Origin of the sequence: uncultured Brachyspira sp. (assembly GCF_944390845.1) — a bacterium.
GTDB classification, from domain to species: Bacteria; Spirochaetota; Brachyspiria; order Brachyspirales; family Brachyspiraceae; genus Brachyspira; species Brachyspira pulli.
Genome location: NZ_CALXRM010000001.1, coordinates 53493 through 74631, shown reverse-complemented (window position 1 = coordinate 74631; position 21139 = coordinate 53493). Strand labels below are relative to the sequence as shown.

Below are 21139 nucleotides of genomic sequence, written 5' to 3'. Positions count from 1 at the left end.
AATGTATGTACCTAAAAAATTGATAATAATAAAAAATAAATAAAGGAGTACAATATGAAACATAAATATCCTAATCTATGTAAGCCTATAACAATAGCAGGCGTTACATTTCAAAATAGAATGTTTTCAGCTCCAATGGGCGGAACTGATATAACTAATGATGGCTGTATAGGACCAAAATCAACTGCATTCTATGAATTAAGAGCAAGAGGCGGTGCAGGTGCTGTTACAGTAAGTGAATGTATGGTGCATCCTGAGACAGACGGTTCTCATGCTTATCATTTGGATACAAAAATATTAAACTCTCTTGCCGCAGCTACTTATACTGCAGATGCTATAAGAAGACATGGTTCAATAGCTAGCTTGGAATTATCACATTCTGGTATGTATGCAGGTACATATATGACAGATAAAAGTAAAAAACAAAGCATGGCTCAATGGGGGCCTTCTGATACAGTACGTCCTGATGGTGTAGAAGTAAAATCATTAACAAAAGAAATGATAAAAGATATTGTTGATGCTTACGGAAATGTTGCAGCACTTGCTAAAAGAGCTGGTTTTGAAATGCTTTTAATACATGGAGGTCATGGTTGGTTGTTAAATCAATTTTTCTCTCCTTATTTTAATAAAAGAAAAGATGAATACGGCGGAAGTTTAGAGAATAGATGCCGTTTAGCAATAGAGGTATTAACATCTGTACGTAAAGCTGTTGGAGAAAGATTTCCAATAGAGTTTAGATTCAGCGGTTCTGAATTATTTGATGGAGGTTATGATTTAGATGAAGGAATAGAAATAGCTAAACAGATATCTCCTTATGTTGATTTGCTTCATGTTTCTGCTGGTACTTATCAAAGAGGTTTCGGAGACACTCACCCTTCTATATTTAAAGAGCATGGATGTAATGTATATTTAGCAGAGGCTATAAAAAAACATGTTTCTGTACCAGTATCAACTATAGGGGCTTTAAATAGCCCAGAACAAATGGACGATATTATTGCCTCAGGAAAGGCAGATATTGTTTATATGGCACGTGCTTTACTTGCTGATCATCAATTGCCTAGAAAGGTAATGGAAAATAGAGATGAAGAAATAGTGCATTGTTTAAGATGCTTTACTTGTATGGCTGAACGTGCTGCTACTGCTACTAGAAGATGTACAGTTAATCCTTTAATAGGAAGAGAACTTGACAGAATTGAAGTTATGCCTGCAAGAGAAAGTAAAAAAGTTTTAGTTGCAGGTGCAGGCCCTGGAGGTTTATATGCTGCTTATACTGCTGCTAGAAGAGGACATAAAGTTATATTATGTGAGAAAGAATCAGAAGTGGGAGGTATATTAAAAAGTGAGCAGGCAATACCTTTCAAAAAAGAAATGTATGATTTATCTAATACTTATGCATTGCTTGCTAAAAAAGCTGGCGTTGAAATTCGTACAAATACAGAAGTAACAAAAGAATTAGTGGAAAAAGAAAATCCTTATGCATTAATAATTGCAGTAGGTTCAACTCCTTTAGTTCCTCCTATAAAAGGTTTAGATGGTGATAATGTTGTAATAGTAAATAACTACTACAAAGAAAAAGATAAAGTAACTGATAATGTAGTTGTATTTGGTGGAGGATTGGCAGGCTGTGAATGTGCTATACATTTAGGAATGGAAGGTAAAAAAGTACATCTTGTAGAAATGAGAGATGAACTTGCTCCTGATGCTAATGTAAGACATAGACCTTTACTTTTAAAAGAAGTTGATAAATATGTTACTGTTCATACTGGATATAAAGGTATAGAAGTAAGAAAAGACGGAATATTATGTGTTGATAAAGACAATAAAGAAGTATTAGTTGAAGGAACTACAGTTATATGTGCATTAGGACAAAGATCTTGCACTGATACTGTTGAAAAATTAAGAGATACTGCTCCATTTGTAAGAGTAATAGGAGATGCTGCAAAAGTAGCAACAATAACAAATGCTGTTTATTGGGGCTATCATGCTGCTTTAGACATATAATAGTTAAACATATAGATTCATAATTTTCCATGGCTTTATAGTATAGCAATATATTATAAAGCCTTTTTTATTTATATTTAGAATTTATTTACATGCCCACCCTGTTAAGTCTACTATTTTATTCTGTATTTTTAATTTAATTATTCTTATTGCTGAATTAGAAAAAGCAACCCCACCCTAGTTTTTATTAAATTTATAATCTCCTTAACGCACGGTAAATAGGATATTATATTTTATGAATTTTGAATTCTAAATAAGCTTTGTTTTTTAGCTTCATTCTGCGTGCGGTGAATAAAGTTTTTAATTTGATTTTCTAGTAAAAATTCTAAATTTAAAAATCGCTTGGGCGGGCATGCTTTTTCTTTTATAGCTTCAAAGAATAAGAGATTTTATGTTCAAATTTAAGCAGTAAATTTTAAAGGGCGGGGAATGTAAGAAAAATTATAAAAAAATATTTTTTAATGTATAAAAACATATTATCTTTGTTAAAATACTTGATTTTTTTTTTTTTTTTTTGTATAATATATTGAGTATTGTTAATTTAAATAATAAAGGTGTATTTATGTTTAATAAATTACAAGATTTTAAGACAAAGATTGGTGAAATATGCGAACGTCTTAAGCATGGATTATTTAAAGATAGGACGGTTTTAGTTTTTGGTGAAAGTAGGGCTGGAAAAGATACATTTATAAAAATATTATTAGGTTTAAAGTTTGAAGATTTACCAAAAAAAGAAGGCAAAGTAAAAACTTTTTTTAGAAGAGTTTTTCGTATAAAAGATAGACGGAAATTAGGTACAGATGAAACCTTTATTTATGAAATTATAAAATCAAAAAAAATAGGTAATGATAAAAAGAAACCATATTATTTCATAAATACACCTGGAAGTAATAATTCTAGAAAAAAACAAACTATTGGTACAGCTAGAAAGATACCTCATTCTATGAGATGTTATATTTTTGACTGTAGATATTATAATACTACAGATAATATATTTTATTTATTTGATAATATAAAAAAAATTATGGTAAGAAAAAATATAGAACGTGGAATAATTAATATGGTTAATTTTTCACTAGAAAATGAAAATATCAAATGTTTTGCTATAGGAACTCATGGTAATGAGTTACAGAATAAAATAGAAGTAGAGAAAAAAATATCGGATTTAGGAGTTAGATGTAAGATATTTGAATTATCTGAAAGTCCTCAAGATGAAATTATAAATTTTATTTTAGATTAAAAGGAGAAATAATATGATAATTGCTACAATTCAGGGTGCTGAAGAAGGTTTTGAACATACCACAGTAATTAATGGTAAATTAGTTAAAGGTAAAGAAGAAAATGAAGCAATAAATAAATTATATGAAATGCTTCCAAGACTTAATATTAATGATGATGAAGGTGTCATAAAAGCAAAAAATGGTTATACATTATGCTATATGAAGCATGAAAAAAAAGATATTTCAAATAGAAGAAGAACGGCTTTGATAATTTACAATAATGAGGTTACAAATGATGAAATACAAAAAACATTGAAGTTAATGGGATTAGATTATGAAAAGTGGAAAGAACTTCATTCTAAATATAAAACAACTACAAATGTAAAAACTATAACATCAATATTTGCTGCAATAGTTATTGCATTTATAATATTTTATTTTATTAATAAATAAGGATATTTTATGAAAGATTCAGAAATATTAATAGTTGCTGATAGTCAAACTAAATTTGATATAGAAAATGAATATTCAGAACGTAAAAAAATTTTTGGAGATTTAGATATATATACTCCAGATGAAGATGCAGAAAAACTCAATAAATATTATGTAAAAGAATTATATAAGGAACCAATAAACTTAGCTAGTTCAAATCATAAATCCTTATATTTAGTTGAAAGTAAATTATTCAATAATGTTTATTATCCAATAGATACTTATTATGAATGTTACGAACATGATTTTAAATATTTATTATCTCATTTATCCAAAAATATTGGAGCAAAGTATATAGAAATTATTATTCAGGAAGAAAAAATAAATATAGAAGAATTGGAAAAAAAAATGTCATCTAAATCAAGTTTTATAATAGGGAAATTAAAAATTGGTGCTGGATCAAATACTAGTATAATATCTAAATTAGAGCATACCGAAAAAAAAGAATCTAGGTATGAGGAAGATATAACAGAAATACATTCTCTACCTAAAGAAGATTTTAAAAAAATGATAGAAGATGAAAATATTAATATATATGCTTTAATGCAAATAAAATCCAAAATTGATGAATATATGCTTCATGGTAAGATAGCTGGTAATATAAAAATAGAAGAATTTAAATTAGACCATGTAGTTTCTAGTTTAGAAAGATATGTAGATATTGCAGTAAAAGTAAGCGGTGCCCATATACCTAAGTTTTTAATTAATGTTTTAAATTCTTCTATGAATTTAAAATTTAGTTCTAATGCAAGCAGAGAAATAAAATATTCTAAATCTTTAAAAATCAATATTAATTTTTAATGAATAAAGATATACTGAAAATTTTTAAGTTTGTCAATTTTTTTCTTGTTCTTTTTCCCGCCGCACGCCACAGGCGGACTTCGTCAAAGAACTAAAAAGTGCAAGTATAAAATTAGTACTAAATAATACTAATTTTGTTTTATATGTAAGATAAAATATTAATTTTAAACTAAAATATAGCCTTTTTGCTTCTCGCCTGCCGAAGGCACGCACAGCGGGGGGGGTAGTCCCCACAAATAATAAAATAATTTTTGACAAAATATATTTGTTTAGGTATATCGTATAATCTGCAGTATCTTTTTTAATATTATTTATTTATTAATATTTAATACCAGTAAAACCTTTTTTTATATAGAATTTATGTTATAATAATTTAACTTTTTTAGAAGGATTTTTTATGGCTAATAATTCTATAGAAATAAGAGGTGCTAAAGAGCATAACCTTAAAAATGTATCACTTTCAATACCTCATAAAACACTAACTACTTTAACAGGAGTATCAGGAAGCGGAAAAAGTTCGCTTGCATTTGATACTATTTTTAAAGAGGGACAGAGAAGATATTTAGAATCATTGTCAGCTTATGCCAGACAGTTTTTAGGAGTTATGGCTAAGGCTGATGTTGAACATATAGAAGGACTATCCCCTACTATTTCTATAGACCAAAAAAGCGTAAATAAAAATCCTCGTTCTACTGTAGGTACTGTTACAGAAATTTATGACTTTTTTAGATTATTATTTGCAAGACTTGGAGTTCCTTATTGCTCTAAATGCGGACATAAAATTTCTAAGCAGAGTGAAGACCAAATCGCACAAAGTGTTTTAAGAGAGTTCGCAGAAAAAAGAATTTTAGTTCTAGCCCCTATTGTAAGAGATAGAAAGGGAGAGTATAGAAAAGAAATTGAAGAAGTTAAACTTGCAGGTTATCCTAGAATAAGAATTGATAATATAGTTTATAAATTTGATGAAGATGAAATACCAGAACTTAAAAGATATGAGAAGCACACTTTAGAAATAGTTATAGATAGAATAAAAGTTGAAGATAAATACTTATCAAGAATCACTGATGATATTGAAAGAGCCATAAGAATAACAAAAGGCTTAGTAGCATTCTATGAAGAACATGAAAAAAGCGAAGAAGTATTAGAAACACAAACTCCAGAAAATGCTGAAGAAGATACAAAAACAAAAAAGAAAAAAATCAAAATGAGTAAGCAGTTTGAAATAGATAAATATTATAAATTGTATACAACTGAAAGATCTTGTGCAAATTGCGGACACTCTATTGCTGATATTGAGCCTAATTTATTTTCATTTAATAACCCTATGGGAGCATGCACTGTTTGCGGAGGACTTGGGGTCGAACATGTATTTACTGAAAAACATATTGTAAAAGATGAAAATTTAAATATTTATGAAGGGGCTTTATCTTGTTTTGTAGATGATCATATCGGTTTTGATATGGAATATGGTACTGATGAACTTGAAGTTATTGCTAAGACTTATAAAATAGATTTAAAAAAGCCTTGGAAAGATTTAACTAAAACTGAAAAGAAATATTTATTATATGGTACTGATAAAGAAGTAAAATGGAGAAAAAGATTTTGGTATCATAGCAAACTTGTTGAAGAAAGAGTACCCGGAATTTTAGACAGATTAAAATATGATTATGAAACTTATAAAAATAGTTATTATGCCAATTTTATGGACGAAGTTGAATGCCCTAAATGTAAAGGTAAAAGAATTAATGATGACGCTTTGTCAGTAAAATTTAATGGAAAAACTATAGCTGATTTTTCTTCAATGACTATAGAAGATTTATATGATTATTTCACTAAATTAAAATTAAAACCAAATGAAGAAGTAATCGGTGCTCCTATAGTAAAAGAAATTATTTATAGATTAACATTTTTGGTAAAGGTGGGATTAACTTATTTAACAATAGAGCGTTCCTCCCCTACTCTTTCAGGCGGAGAATCTCAAAGAATAAGATTAGCTTCACAAATAGGAAGCGGACTTGAAGGCGTATTATATGTACTTGACGAGCCTTCAATAGGTTTGCATCAATCAGATAATAAAAAATTAATTGAATCATTAAAAACATTAAGAGATAAAAATAATACTGTCATAGTTGTAGAGCATGATAAAGAAACTATGGAGGAATCAGATTATTTAATCGATATAGGCCCTAATGCTGGTGTTAATGGCGGTGAGGTTGTAGGTATTGGTGATTATGAAGAGTTTATAAAATCTGATAGATCATATACTGCTAAATATTTACGCGGCGATGATGACATAGAAATTCCAAAACAAAGACGTGAAGGAAATGGAAAGTTTTTAAAAGTAATTGGAGCTAATCAATTTAATCTTAAGAATATAGATGTTCAATTTCCTTTGGGTTTATTTATTGTAGTTACAGGACTTTCAGGAAGCGGTAAATCTACTTTAGTTGAAAATATTTTAATGCGTGCATTGCATAATCATTTTTATGGTAAAAGTTTAAATCCTGGAAGCCATGAAAGAATAGAAGGACTTGAAAATATTGACAAAGTTATAGAAGTTGATCAGTCACCTATAGGAAGAACACCAAGAAGCAACCCAGCAACTTATACAAAAGTTTTATCGCCTATAAGGGATTTATTTGCAGCTACTAAACTTGCTAAAATGAGAGGATACGATAAAGGAAGATTTTCATTCAATGTAAAAACCGGAAGATGTCCTACTTGCGAAGGTGCTGGAGTTATAGAATTAGAAATGCAGTTTCTTTCTAATGTATTAGTGCCATGTGAAGAATGCGGAGGAAAGAGATTCAATGCAGAAACTTTAGATGTTAAATATAAAGACAAAACTATTTATGATGTTCTTGAAATGAGTGTTTCAGAGGCGATTACATTTTTTGACGGTATAACTTCTATTACAAGAATATTAAAAATAATGGAAGATATAGGACTTGGATATATAAAATTAGGGCAGCCTTCAACTACACTTTCAGGAGGAGAAGCTCAAAGAATAAAACTTGCAAGCGAGCTTCATAAAATATCTACTGGAAATACTCTCTATATATTAGATGAGCCTACTACAGGACTTCATTTTGAGGATATAAAGAAATTATTAAAAGCATTGGACGGACTTGTTGATAAAGGTAATACTGTTTTAGTTGTAGAGCATAATTTGGACGTTATTAAATGTGCCGATCATATTATAGATATGGGGCCTTTAAGCGGAGATAAAGGAGGCAGAGTCGTTGCTGAGGGTAAGCCGGAAGATATAATTAATGTAAAAGAATCTCTCACAGCAAAAGAACTTAAAGAAATATTAAAACCTTCAAAAAAGAAAAAAGAAAATATCAAGACAGAAGAAACAAAAAAAGAAGAAAATACTTCATTAATAATAAAAGGTGCCAATAAACATAATCTTAAAAATATAAGCTTGACACTTCCTAAAAATCAAATCAATGTTATAACAGGAGTATCAGGAAGCGGAAAAACTTCTCTTGCATTTGATACTATATTTAAAGAAGGTCAAAGAAGATTTGTTGAATCGCTTTCTACTTATGCCAGAAGATTTTTAGGAAGATTTGAAGATGCTAACGTTGAAAAAATAGAAGGATTAGCTCCTGCAATTGCAATTGATCAGAAAAATGTAAGTAGGAATCCTCGTTCTACTGTGGCAACTGTTACAGAAATTTATGACTATTTCAGATTAATTTTTGCAAGATTATCCAAGCCTCATTGTCCGCATTGTTCTGATAAATATACTTTAAAAGCTGAAACTCCTTCTATACTTGCAACTGAAATTGTTGATACTATGGATCTTCATAAACTTGTTATAATATCACCTTTGTATCATAGTTCATTTAATCATAGATTTACTTTTGATGATAATGATGCAAAAGATATTAAAAAGATTATAGAAAAAACCAGAGAAGCTGGATATGTAAGAATGCAGATCAATAATAATGATTATGTTATAGATGATATTACAGAAGAAGATATTAAAGAATTATCTAAAGAAGAAATATATTCTGTAGGTATAGTAATCGATAGGATTGTTGTTGGAAAGGATAAAAGAGCTAGAATTGCAGATGCTATTGATAGAGCAATGGATTTATCAAACGGAGTAGCACATATAAAAGCCTCTCATGGAATAATAGTAAAAGAAAGTTTCCATACGAAATTCCCTGCTTGCTTGCTTCATGGAATTTTATTTGATTTTGAAGTTACACCAAGACATTTTTCATTTAATTCACATTGGGGATATTGTGAAGAATGTAAAGGACTTGGAAGTAAGCCTACATTCAGTATAGATTTAGCAATAAAAGACAGTACAAAACCTTTATTTGACGGTGCATTGGATATAGCTATTCATAATATGTTTTCTACCCCGGGAAAGCATTATACTGATTCTTTAATGAGATTTTTAAGAAGAAGCGGGATAACAAAAAAAGATTTATATGAAACTCCTTTCAATGAATTAGATAAAAAAGTTATAGACACAGTATTTTTTGGAGGCGATTATTCTATAGGTAATGTAATAACTGCATGGCATTCCAATAATGATGTTACAAGTGAAGATTATTCAGAGTGGAAGGATCAATCCCTTGGTAAATTCTTTATTGATGAGGAATGCAGTTCTTGTCATGGAGAAAGATTAAATGAAATAATGAGATCTTATACTATACAAAATAAAAATATCAGCCAAGTATGTGCTATGACAGTTGAAGAAAATATTCATTTCTTTGATGAACTTCCAAATGTTTTAAGCGAGAGAGAAAATACTATATCAAAGGAAGCTATAAAAGAAATAAGAACAAGATTAAGTTTCTTAGATAAAGTTGGACTTGGATATTTATTCTTAAGCAGAAAATATGCAACACTTTCAGGCGGTGAGGCACAGAGAATAAGACTTGCTAGTCAATTAGGCTCTAAACTTACAGGCGTACTTTATGTATTAGATGAACCTACTGTAGGACTTCACCCAAGAGATACAAATCATTTGCTTGATACATTAAAAGAATTGAGAGATTTAAAAAATACTCTTGTAATAGTAGAGCATGACAGAGATACTATGAAGGCTGCTGATAATATTGTTGATATGGGACCTTATGCTGGTGCTTTTGGAGGAGAAGTAGTTTTCCAAGGTAAATACGATGATATATTAAAAGATGATAATTCACTTACAGGAAATTATTTAAGCGAGAGAAAAAAAGTATTTGAAAAAACTGCTGTAAGAAATGAGGAAACTGAATGCATAAAATTAAAAAATGTTTCAACAAACAATTTAAAAAATATTGATGTTGATATACCATTAAAAAAGATAGTAGTTGTTACTGGAGTATCTGGAAGCGGTAAGTCATCATTGATAATAGACACACTCTACCCTGCTCTAAAAAAACGCAGACTAAATCAATATTCAAAATTTGAAAGTGTTGAAATACCTAGCATTGTTTCAGATACTATATTAGTTGATCAAATTTCAATAGTTGGTTCTATTAGAAGTACATTAGTAAGCTATAGTAAAGTGTTCGATAAAATAAGAAATATATTTGCTAAAACTCCTACAGCAAAGGCAAAGGCATTCGCACCAGGAAGATTCTCATATAACGGCAAAGAAGGAAGGTGCAATATATGCGAAGGTAAAGGAATAAGAAAAATAGCAATGCACTTCTTATCCGACATGGAAATAGTTTGCGAGGCTTGCGGAGGTAAAAGATACAATGACGAAACTTTATCCGTAAGATTCAAATCTTTAAATATAGCCGAAGTATTAGAATTAACAGTTGATGAGGCAATAGAGTTTTTTGATTTCGACAAATCAATCGTAAAAACACTTTCTATAATGAGCGAGGTTGGACTCGGTTATATAAAACTTTCTCAAAGGCTTGATACTTTCTCTGGCGGTGAATTACAGCGTTTGAAACTTGCTACAGAGTTAGCTAAAAAACAAGGCGATGAGCATATAGTATATATTTTAGATGAGCCTACTACAGGGCTTCATTTTGATGATGTTAATAAACTTCTTATAGCTTTAAACAAATTAGTAGAAAAAGGACATAGCGTTATAATAATAGAGCATAATCCTGATGTTATAAAAGCTGCTGACTATATAATTGATTTAGGATTAGAAGGTGGTACTAATGGAGGAGAAATCATTGCTAAAGGTACTGTTGATGAAATTCTAGAGATGAAAAAAGGCTACACTTGGAAGTATATTTAATTAAAATAACATTCTTGGTTTCAAAATTAATTTTATTTATTAATTGTGGGGACTAGCCACCCACACCCACTTCTTTTGCAGATTAGGCACCTACTCGGTGGTGACCCATACGAAGTACGCCTTTGGCGAGAAGCAAAAGGACTTCATATTTATATACTAAAATATTTTTTATAGAACATATAAAAGGCTATTTTTATAATTGGTAAATTACAAAATGTTATATTTAATATTGTAAACTATTTTTGGAGCAAGTTTAATATAAAGGTATTAATTAAAAAAATAATTAATACCTTTATAAAAATATTATATTAGAATTCATCGCTTCTGAATTGCTCATCAGTAAGCAAATTATTTTCTATTATTACATTGAATAAGCATTGTATAAGCTGGTTTAATAAAGAAAGATAATACCAATAATAACTAATAATATTTTTTGATTTCTTTGGAAGTATAATATTTGTTTATTGTCTAATATTTTATATAATTTATGTTTTATAAATTTCAATTACTAATTTGAACTTAAAAGAGGATAGTTAAATTAATAACTACCCTCTTTTACACTTTATAAATAGATATTTTTATTATTCAAAGATTGTTTTGTATTTGTCTTTTAAATAAGGTGTTATTTCTTTTATAGGTATTAATACTCTAGTTTCACCTATTGCATAAGGTCCTATTTCATAAATGCCCCAAGTAAATACTAAACCTTTTGATGTCAAATAGAAATTGTTATTTTCTAATGTAAGCTCGTCTAAACCTATATAAGAATTAGCATCTCTGCCTTCAATATTTACTAATTTATCTTTCACTAATTTTAATAATTCTGGATTTTTTAAGTCGATTATAAGATCTTCTATTTTTAATTTGCTTCCATCTTCTAATGAGTATACACTATTTACTGTAGCATAATTTCCATGTGCTCCGCCAGTATATTCATAAACTAATTTGTTTATAGATACAACTTTTTTACTTAAATAATCTATACCAAATTGAGAAGAATAATTTTCTATATGTGATATATAATCTGATTTTACCCATTCATCATAGATAGGAGTCATTTTATTGCTTACTATAGTTTGAGCTGTTAATAATTTTGTCAAATCATTGAAAACAGTTGCATTTGTTATATTGAACTCTTTATTTATATCTAAATTTATTTTGTCTATTACTTCAATTTGATTTTCATTATTCAAAGCAAATATTGCACTTTTGAATTGGAAATATCTAGGATCATCTGCTTTTGGTGATACATTAGAATAAGTGTATTCAATTATTCTAGCACCAGTTATAGATGTTTTTCCAGTTTTGAAAGTCATTTCTTTACCATCTATTGTAGCTACGAATGGATATGCTATGCTAGGGAAATTTCCTTCTAATGTTTTATTGTCATAAGAAGTTGCTGATACACTTCCTTCATCAAGCTCCCCTGCTCTTGTAATATTGAATGTAGTTAAATTTTGATTGGCATCTCTATAGTATATATAACCGAAATTGCCATTTTCATTTTGTGTTACTTCTGAGTTGATATATTCGCCAGTATCAGCTACCAAATATACAACTTCATAATTGTTTGCTTTTTCATTTTCACTAAGTTCCAATTTCGTAGTTTTGGAATCATTAGTAGCTTCTTTTTGATTATCATTTGTATTAGTAGTACATGAAACTAATATTGATAAACATAATAATAAAGTTAAAAAACTAGATTTCATTTTTACCCTCTTATAAATTATAATATACTTCCCAAAATATATTTATTATAAAACAATTTGTACTATCATTTGTAAAAAAGATTTATAATTATTAATTAAATATTTTCTTAAATTTATTGCTTATTACATCATTAATTTCTTTTGCTTCTAGAAATACACTTACATAATCGATTTCTTTATTAATGATATTATCTTTGTAATGTAAAAGCCAATTGAAAACTATGCCGTTAGGTGTTATGTAAAAGTAATTGTTTTCTAAACTTATATTATTAATGTTAAATTTTTTATTTTCTATAATTTTTTTATTATCTAGCATTTTAGATCTTATTATTTCTATACATTTATTAGTATCAGCAATGATATAATTGATTTTTAATTGTTCTCCGCTATTCAAATAATATACAGCATTTTTTAATATATTATCACTTGATATTGAAATTAAATCATCATTTATAAATGTTATATTTGGTATTGTATTTTTTATATAGTAAATTGATTCTTCATTTCCAATCTTTTCACCTAATTCATGAAAATGTTTTTGCATGTTATTATTCAATGTAGTTTCTATTATATCATATATTTCTTTTTGATCTTTTATATTAACTGTCTCTGTTATGCCATACTCTTTATTTATATTTGAATTAATAATATCTATTGCTTTTATACTATTGGGATTGTTTAAAAGAAATAAAGAAATTTCATATTTTAATGTTGCTTTTCCAATATGGTTTGAATAATTATACTGTAATATATTAGTTTCTGATATATATGAACCTGGATAGTCAAAATGTACTTTTTGATTATTTAAAGATCCTTCAAAACCACTGTTTTTGTTTGGTAAATAACCATTTAATTTCTTTCCGTCAATTGTTTCAGATTTAAATGAACCATCTAATTTGTTTAATTTTTTTATTTTATATTCTACTACATTATTATTGTTGTCTGAGTAATATATAGTTCCATATTCATAGTTATTATTTAATATTAAAATATTTAAATATTCTTTGTCTTGATTTATCAAATAAAAGTGCTGATAATTATCTATATTTGATAATGATGAACAAGATAACATCATTATTAGAAAAGATAATATAGAATAAAAGAATATAAATGATATAAAATTATTAATGGACAATATAGTTAATGCAAAAATGATAAATATTAATAGTTTGTTTTTCATAATTTACCTAATTATATTTTTATGTTTTTGAGAATGAGAATAACAATTAATAATAATAACAGTATATTTTACATATTTGTAAAAATATTTTTAATTATTATAATATAATTAAAAATAGATAAATCACAAAAATAATAATATATAAAATATTGACAATTTTATTAATATATATTATTTTTATGATTGTAAATATAAATATTAGCTTTATAATTATACATATATAAACGAACTTATAATATTTGTATATTTGATTATTAATTTCAAATATATACTTTAGGATTAAAGGAGACATTGATAATGAAAATATGTGTTATTGGTACCGGCTATGTTGGTTTAGTGGTGGGAGCTTGTTTTGCTGAAATGGGTAATTTTGTAATATGTGTTGATAATGATGAAGATAAATTAAAAAAATTAAAAAATGGAATAATACCAATCTATGAGCCTGGATTAGATGATTTAATTAAATTTAATGTTGGAGAAAAGAGATTATCTTTTAGCTCTGATTTAGCAAATGCAGTTAAAGAATCTTTAATCTGTTTTATAGCGGTAGGTACACCTCAAGGAGAAGATGGTTCTGCTGATATGAAATATGTATATACTGTGGCAGAACAAATAGGAAAAGCTTTGAATGGATATAAGGTTATAGTTGATAAATCTACTGTGCCAGTTGGTACTGCAGAAAAAGTTACTGAAATAATAAGATCAAATGCTAAAGATGAATTTAAAAATGAATTTGATGTGGTATCTAATCCTGAATTTTTAAAGCAAGGTGCTGCTGTAGAAGATTCACTAAAACCTGATAGAATAGTAATTGGTTCTAATTCTGAAAGAGCTACTAAAATAATGTATGAATTATATTCTGCTTTCTTAAGAACTGGTAATCCTGTAATTACTATGGATGTAAAATCTGCTGAGATGACAAAATATGCAGCTAATTCTTTTTTAGCTGTTAAAATATCTTATATTAATGAGATAGCAAATATTTGTGAAAAAGTTGGTGCTAATGTAGATATGGTTAGATTGGGAATGGCAGCTGATAGACGTATAGGAAGTCAATTCTTGTTTCCTGGATTAGGTTATGGCGGAAGCTGTTTTCCTAAAGATGTAAAAGCATTGTTAAATACTGCTAAAGAAAATGGATGTGAATATGATATATTAAAAGCTGCTGATTCAGTTAATTTCAAACAGAGAGAAATTTTTGTAAAAAAAATAGAAGATTATTATAATAATAAATTAGAAGGAAAAGTTTTTGCTGTATGGGGATTTGCATTTAAACCTAATACTAATGATATGAGAGAGGCTCCATCTATTACTATAATAAATTCTTTACTTGAAAAAGGTGCTATTATTAAAGGCTATGACCCTAAAGCTATGGAGACTGCTAAAGTTATATTTGGTGATAAAATAAAATATGCTAGTTCATCATATGATGTATTAGAAAATGCTGATGCTTTACTTCTTTTGACTGAATGGAATGAATTTAGACGTCCTGATTTTACTAGAATTGCTAATATATTAAAAGATAAAATTATTTTTGATGGTAGAAATATATATGATAGAAATATTTTAGAGTCAAGAGGTTTGAAATATATTAGAATAGGATAATCCATTCTATTTTTATGATATATAGATTAAAACTTGTAATTAATTTTTAAGAAATATTAATTACAAGTTTTTTATAATAAATATTATACAAATAGTAATTTGTACCTTTATTCCTGTTAAAAATAATGATAAATTTATATATATGAAATCTATGGATATAGATAATAGCCTATAAAACAATCAGTACATTTTTTAATAAATTTCAATTTAAAAAAATTGAATATATTTTATCAATAAAATACATTCAATTTTTTATTTACATATAATTATTTTATCTTTTTTCTACTTATTAAAAATAAATTATCAAGCCAATTAATCATATTAATATTGTTATTATTATTAATTTTTACATTTTCAATTAATTGTTCTATATTGATAGCTCCATAATTTTTTAGATCTAATATGATTTTTCCAAATAAATTAATAAAATATTTTTCATCTTTTATTTTATATCTATCAAATTTTAATGCTGAATTATATAGCCAATCAAAATTAGATGCAAATAATTTTGTTATCATTTCATTAGAAGATTTATTAATATAATCATACATATCAGTATATATATAATATATATCTGTAAAAAAATTATCTTTAAAATTTGTATTGTTAATTATTGAAGTTTGCCTACTATCTATATAAAAATATAAATTAATTGGTATATATGATATAGCCTCTGCTTCTATAAATACTTTAAAACAATAATTTAAATCTTTACATTTATATCTAGCTGCCATATTATTATAACCAACTTTTAATAGTATTTCTCTTCTAAATAATTTGTTCCATAAATGTCCGTCTATATATAGATATGTATTGCTAAATATGTCTATAGAATCTTTTTTATAAAAAATATTATATGGCATATTGTTATTGGCAGAATTTAAAAAAACAATATTATTATTATTTTTATGTAAAATAAAAAAATTATAACAAACTATATCAAGAGAATTTTGTAACATATTGCCAACTGTTATTTCATACAAATTGGGTGATAAATAATCATCACCATCTACAAAAGAAACTGCATATCCTTTTGCTTTTCTTAGTCCGCACATCCTTGCTTCTCCATCCCCTACATTTTTATCAAGTTTAATATATGTTATTCTACTATCTTTTTCTTTATAAGATAAACATATATCATCATCTTCTTTCAAATGAGAGGCATCATTTACTATAATAATTTCTATATCTTTTAATGTTTGATTTATTACAGATTCTAAACAATGAACTAAATATTTGCTGCCAATATTATATACTGTGATAATTACAGATACTAAAGGACTATATTTTATTTCATTTTCATTTAAACTATATATTGGTACTTGATAGTTTAAACCTCTAGATATTAATATTTCTTTTCTTAAAGTATTAAAACTATTTTCAATTCTTTTGTCCATTTCTAATATTTTCAATCTTAATGGCTTAGTAACTATTTTTATACCTAATATAGTTATATAACAGTATATACCTTTATCTTTCTTTGAAAAAATAAACTCTAATATTTTTTTTATCATAATTAATAACCCTAATTTTTATTTAAGTTCAATAATAATAACTTACTCAACATATCAAGTATTTTTTATGCATATTTTTATTCCAAATAATGATATGTAAGAGTATCTTTGTCTTTTATTAATATTTATTTTTATTAAAAAAAGATTAACATTCATATTATTAATCTTTTTATGTAATTTTTTAATAAATTTAGAACTTCTTCCTAATGATATATGAAAATTTAAATATTTTTTATTAGTGAAAAAGTATTTAAATAAATTAATAACAGAAATAGAAGGTCCGTATTCTTCTAATTTTTCTGACTTTCCATCAATTTTAAAAGGTATAGAACCTATAAAATTAATTATTTCTTGATTAGTAACAAAATATAATAAATATTTTTGGTATTCTATAAAAAAGTTCAAATTTAATTCATCTAAATTGTTACTATCATTCATACAATATTCTTTTGCAAATATCTTTATTCCATCAATATAATCTTTATAACCAATATTATTTATAGCTTCTACTTCAGAATTTTCAAATATAGGAATTATTTTACCATTTGACATTTCATATCCTATAGTTTGACCATGTAATGCTCTTGCTAATATTTCTATTACTACATTTATATATGAAGCTTGATTAAAAAAATTATAAGTTTGTATATTGTGCTTTTCTGAATAAGGTGCTCTATATAATAAATAAATTTTAAATTTTTTATTTAAAACAGTTGCTAAATAATCTAAAGTTTCTCCTGTACCTCTTAAATCTACAAATGCAAAATTTTCATCAAAATTTATTTCTTGGTATAAATATTTTATAAGCAGATCATATTTTTCTTTATGTTTTTCTTTTAGGAATTCTATAAAAAGTTCATTTAAAAATAAATTTTCATAGAGTTCTTTTCTTATTGTATCATTTAATTTTTTATTAATATTTCTATATTTTTTTGGTAAGAATCTAAATAAATCTTTTTTTGATATTTGTAAAAAGCATACTAAATCATGTATAGTATGTGATTTCCCTAAAAATGATTGTGGTATTGGTACTCCGCCTACTACAGTTGGAATTTGCCATGCTTCTCTTGAGCCATATATATAGTAAGTTTTTAAATTTAGTTCTTTTGATTTTATTATTATATCTGCAATATTTTTTAATATAAATCCATCTCTTGCAATAAAATACAAACTTTTTATGTTATTTTTTATAGCACTTTCCAAAAGCCAATTAACATAAAAATATAGAACTGGTCCTCCTAAAGATATACCTAAATCTGTTTGAATATTTTTTTTATTGGATAATCTTAAGTTTCTATTCATACCAATAACTAATTGAACTAAACAGCTTTTATGGTAATGTTTTAATAATCTATTTTCAAATTCCATTAGTGGTTCAAATGCATACAATTCAGTATTTATTGATAACTCTTCTGCCATTTTTATGTCAGCATATTTATTATCACCTTTATGAATCCAATCTGTATATTCTATTTCTTCTTTTTCTTTTATTAATTTATATAAATTTCCAGTGAATTTAGCTTTTTGTACATCAGAAGAAACATATATTTTTATTTTTTCGAAAACATTACTATGTTTTAATAGCATATTACGTATTATATCTGTTGATAAATACATATCGCTTATTAATATAACTTTATTATTATTTTTTACCAATTCTTCTATTAGCTTTATATTATCATAAATTGGTACAGAATTTTCGTACTCTAATTTTATTTCTAGATCTATTAAAGTGTTTTTCTCTTTTTCTGATAAATTGTAATTATTAGCTATTAAATCATATATGGCAAATAATGTTATGTCCTCATTTTCTGCATTACAGAAATATTTTCTTAAATATCTTTCAGTCTCAATTCTTATATAATAAAAGTTGTTTTTTATATATTTATCTATATCATAAGATTTAAGCCTATCTTGCATAAGTAAGAATATGCCTAGAGGAGTGGCAGTTTTTCTTGTAATTAAAGTATCAAATATATCAAATGAATATAATTTATATACATTTTCTTTATTTATCATAGTTTGTTAATCCTATTAATTAAACTTATAAATAGTCCCTTTTAATAAGTTTATTAATTTTTTTAATTGGTATACACAAAACTATATTATTTATTGTATATTTATTCATTTATTTTCCTTGTTATTTTTATTGAGTTTATCATTTAACTCTAATATCATATATTCTAAATTATTAATCTTATTGTTCAATTCTAATAGAGTCGATTTTCTAGTTATTTTGATAAATTTAAATAATACAATTATATTATATTTTTGATAATTATATTTATAGATAAAAAATGATTTAATATATTTAAAATACCACTTTAACATTATATGGAAAACCGGCTTATTTAAAACATCATTTACCAATTTTTTTTGTTCATTTGAAAAATAAATATATCTAAAATTTTTATCGTTAGCTAATTCTTGGAAAATATCTTTTAATAATAATAAATATTTTTTTTTGTATTTTAATTGAATATTTTTATAAAATCCTATATTTGCTAAAATGGCATGGAAATAAAATTGTTCTTTTAAATTATCATATAATTGATATTTTTTTATAATTTCTTTTCCTCTTATAGTGTTAATAGCCATATGTAATAATTTTTGATTTTTTTGGCTAGTTGAAGAATTTTGACCATCTTCCATTCTGTAATGAATTAAATATTCTTTTACTATAGATATTGATTTTGCTTTACATAAAGCCTCCATAGCGAATGGAAAATCTTGATAGTATTCTTTTTCTATGAATTTGATATTTTTTATAAATTCTTTTTTGTATACAGCAGCCCAAACAGATGCATGAAAAAATAATAATTCAGGATATTCTGAAATATTAAATGTATTTTCAGGAGCATTATCTATTATATTTACAAATAAATTATTATTATATTCTGTATATTTTCTATTTTGTATGATATCATACGAATTATAATAATAAAATGCACATTTTGTAATATCAGTATTATTTTTTTTAGCATTATTATATAATAATTCATAAGCATTTGGTTCTACCCAATCATCTGTTTCAAGTATAGCAATATATTCTCCAGTTGCTTTTTCTATACCAATATTTACAGCTGTTCCATATCCTCCATTAGTTTTATGTATAGGTTTTACTCTCTCATCTTTAAGGGCATATTCATCCATAATTCTTCCGCAATTATCAGGACTGCCGTCATCTACAGGTATGATTTCTATGTCTTTTAGTGTTTGATTTATTACACTTTCTAAACATTGTCTAAAATATTTTTCTACATTGTATGTAGGCATAATAATAGAAACTTTAGGCATTAAATTTCTCCTTAAAAAAGGATAAAACTCTTTCTACAGCTAAATCCATATTGTAATATTTATAATCTCCAAGTCTACCTAAGAAATGTAAATTATTGATTTTTTTGGCTTCTTCCAAATACATATTGTATAATTTATTATTTTTATCATTTGAAATAGGATAATATCTTTCATTTTTACCAACTTCAAATGCTTCAGGATATTCTATAGAAATAGTTGTTTTATCACTTTTTTCATCTAAAAAATATTTATGTTCTATTATGCGTGTAAAATCATAGTCATTAGGATAGTTAGTTACAGCTGTATTTTGATAATATTCTTTATTTATAGTTTGAATATCAAATTTAAGACTTCTATACGATAATTCGCCAAATTTATAATTGAAATATTCATCTATAGCACCAGTATGAAATATGCAATTAAAATTGTAATTTTCTAAATCTTTATATTCAGTATTTAATTGAACTGTAATATTTTTATGATTTAATATATTATTTATTAAATTAGTATAACCATTTAAAGGTATTCCTTGGTATTTATCTTGGAAATATCTTACATCATTAGATATATAAATTGGTACGCGTGCTGTAACTGTAGGATCAATTTCTTCTGGTTTTAATCCCCATTGTTTTATAGTATAATTTTTAAAAATATTTTCATAAACATAATTACCAATAAATTTTAAATCTTTATCTTCACTATTTAAAAATTCTAATATAGGTACTTTTATGCCGTAACCATATTTATCTATAAGTTTTTTTTCTATTGTTGATGACATATTTGGAGAAAATAGCTCTCGTAAAGTTTTTAAAGTAAATGGTAATGAAACCTTATTTCCTTCTATAACAACATTAACTTTATTGTAAAAATAATTCCATTTTGTAAATTCAGAAATATAATCCCATACTTCTTTATTGTTTGTATGAAATATATGAGCACCATATTTATGAATAGTTATTCCGTTTTTATCCTTATAATCATAACAATTACCAGCTATATGATCTTTTTTGTCTATTACTAATACTTTTTTATTGAGTTTATTAGCTATTAGATTAGCGAGTACAGAACCTGAAATACCGGCTCCAACTATTAAATATTCATACATA

General features: G+C 25.9%; 12 protein-coding genes. 6 read left to right on the top strand and 6 right to left on the bottom strand.

Annotated features, from left to right (window positions below):
• Window positions 1-54 precede the first annotated feature (54 nt).
• From Q0K52_RS00290 to uvrA, 5 genes are all read left to right on the top strand, one after another.
• Entirely contained in the window at window positions 55-2001 is a 1947-nt protein-coding gene (locus Q0K52_RS00290; protein WP_297295279.1) for an FAD-dependent oxidoreductase, read from the top strand.
• Between the two features lie 562 nt (window positions 2002-2563).
• Window positions 2564-3241 carry a hypothetical protein gene (locus tag Q0K52_RS00285; RefSeq protein WP_297295277.1) on the top strand — a complete coding sequence of 226 codons (678 nt, stop codon included), beginning with the start codon at window positions 2564-2566 and terminating at the stop codon, window positions 3239-3241.
• Window positions 3242-3254: 13 nt separating this feature from the next.
• The gene (locus Q0K52_RS00280; RefSeq protein ID WP_297295275.1) at window positions 3255-3674 is read left to right on the top strand and encodes a hypothetical protein; all 420 of its coding nucleotides are present in this window, start codon (window positions 3255-3257) and stop codon (window positions 3672-3674) included.
• 9 nt (window positions 3675-3683) lie between these two features.
• Window positions 3684-4514, top strand: a complete 831-nt coding sequence (locus tag Q0K52_RS00275) for a hypothetical protein (RefSeq protein WP_297295273.1) — start codon at window positions 3684-3686, stop codon at window positions 4512-4514.
• A gap of 397 nt (window positions 4515-4911) precedes the next feature.
• Entirely contained in the window at window positions 4912-10728 is a 5817-nt protein-coding gene (gene uvrA, locus Q0K52_RS00270) for an excinuclease ABC subunit UvrA (RefSeq protein WP_297295270.1), read from the top strand.
• Window positions 10729-11309: 581 nt separating this feature from the next.
• Here the strand turns inward: uvrA and Q0K52_RS00265 are convergent.
• A complete protein-coding gene (locus Q0K52_RS00265; protein ID WP_297295268.1) occupies window positions 11310-12437 on the bottom strand; it encodes an RsiV family protein in 1128 nt (375 codons plus the stop codon).
• Between the two features lie 91 nt (window positions 12438-12528).
• Entirely contained in the window at window positions 12529-13617 is a 1089-nt protein-coding gene (locus tag Q0K52_RS00260) for a hypothetical protein (RefSeq protein WP_297295266.1), read from the bottom strand.
• 297 nt (window positions 13618-13914) lie between these two features.
• Here Q0K52_RS00260 and Q0K52_RS00255 point away from each other — a divergent pair, with 297 nt between their 5' ends.
• A complete protein-coding gene (locus Q0K52_RS00255) occupies window positions 13915-15222 on the top strand; it encodes a UDP-glucose/GDP-mannose dehydrogenase family protein (RefSeq protein WP_297295264.1) in 1308 nt (435 codons plus the stop codon).
• Between the two features lie 266 nt (window positions 15223-15488).
• Here the strand turns inward: Q0K52_RS00255 and Q0K52_RS00250 are convergent, their stop codons facing one another.
• The 4 genes from Q0K52_RS00250 to glf all read right to left on the bottom strand — a co-directional run bounded on the left by Q0K52_RS00250 (window position 15489) and on the right by glf (window position 21138).
• Entirely contained in the window at window positions 15489-16736 is a 1248-nt protein-coding gene (locus Q0K52_RS00250; protein ID WP_297295262.1) for a glycosyltransferase family 2 protein, read from the bottom strand.
• 54 nt (window positions 16737-16790) lie between these two features.
• Window positions 16791-18755, bottom strand: a complete 1965-nt coding sequence (locus Q0K52_RS00245; protein WP_297295260.1) for a hypothetical protein — start codon at window positions 18753-18755, stop codon at window positions 16791-16793.
• A gap of 105 nt (window positions 18756-18860) precedes the next feature.
• On the bottom strand, window positions 18861-20033 hold the full coding sequence (locus Q0K52_RS00240; RefSeq protein ID WP_297295258.1) for a glycosyltransferase: 1173 nt from the start codon (window positions 20031-20033) through the stop codon (window positions 18861-18863).
• Complete coding sequence (gene glf / locus Q0K52_RS00235; RefSeq protein ID WP_297295256.1) at window positions 20026-21138, bottom strand: UDP-galactopyranose mutase; 1113 nt, start codon at window positions 21136-21138, stop codon at window positions 20026-20028. The genes Q0K52_RS00240 and glf overlap by 8 nt, the downstream gene beginning before the upstream one ends.
• Window position 21139 lies beyond the last annotated feature (1 nt).

Excerpts from the sequence above, each read along its gene's own strand:
- Q0K52_RS00290 (WP_297295279.1), top strand. The coding sequence starts at position 55 with ATGAAACATAAATATCCTAATCTATGTAAGCCTATAACAATAGCAGGC.
- Q0K52_RS00285 (WP_297295277.1), top strand. The coding sequence starts at position 2,564 with ATGTTTAATAAATTACAAGATTTTAAGACAAAGATTGGTGAAATATGC.
- Q0K52_RS00280 (WP_297295275.1), top strand. The coding sequence starts at position 3,255 with ATGATAATTGCTACAATTCAGGGTGCTGAAGAAGGTTTTGAACATACC.
- Q0K52_RS00275 (WP_297295273.1), top strand. The coding sequence starts at position 3,684 with ATGAAAGATTCAGAAATATTAATAGTTGCTGATAGTCAAACTAAATTT.
- uvrA (WP_297295270.1), top strand. The coding sequence starts at position 4,912 with ATGGCTAATAATTCTATAGAAATAAGAGGTGCTAAAGAGCATAACCTT.
- Q0K52_RS00265 (WP_297295268.1), bottom strand. The coding sequence starts at position 12,437 with ATGAAATCTAGTTTTTTAACTTTATTATTATGTTTATCAATATTAGTT.
- Q0K52_RS00260 (WP_297295266.1), bottom strand. The coding sequence starts at position 13,617 with ATGAAAAACAAACTATTAATATTTATCATTTTTGCATTAACTATATTG.
- Q0K52_RS00255 (WP_297295264.1), top strand. The coding sequence starts at position 13,915 with ATGAAAATATGTGTTATTGGTACCGGCTATGTTGGTTTAGTGGTGGGA.
- Q0K52_RS00250 (WP_297295262.1), bottom strand. The coding sequence starts at position 16,736 with ATGATAAAAAAAATATTAGAGTTTATTTTTTCAAAGAAAGATAAAGGT.
- Q0K52_RS00245 (WP_297295260.1), bottom strand. The coding sequence starts at position 18,755 with ATGATAAATAAAGAAAATGTATATAAATTATATTCATTTGATATATTT.
- Q0K52_RS00240 (WP_297295258.1), bottom strand. The coding sequence starts at position 20,033 with ATGCCTAAAGTTTCTATTATTATGCCTACATACAATGTAGAAAAATAT.
- glf (WP_297295256.1), bottom strand. The coding sequence starts at position 21,138 with ATGTATGAATATTTAATAGTTGGAGCCGGTATTTCAGGTTCTGTACTC.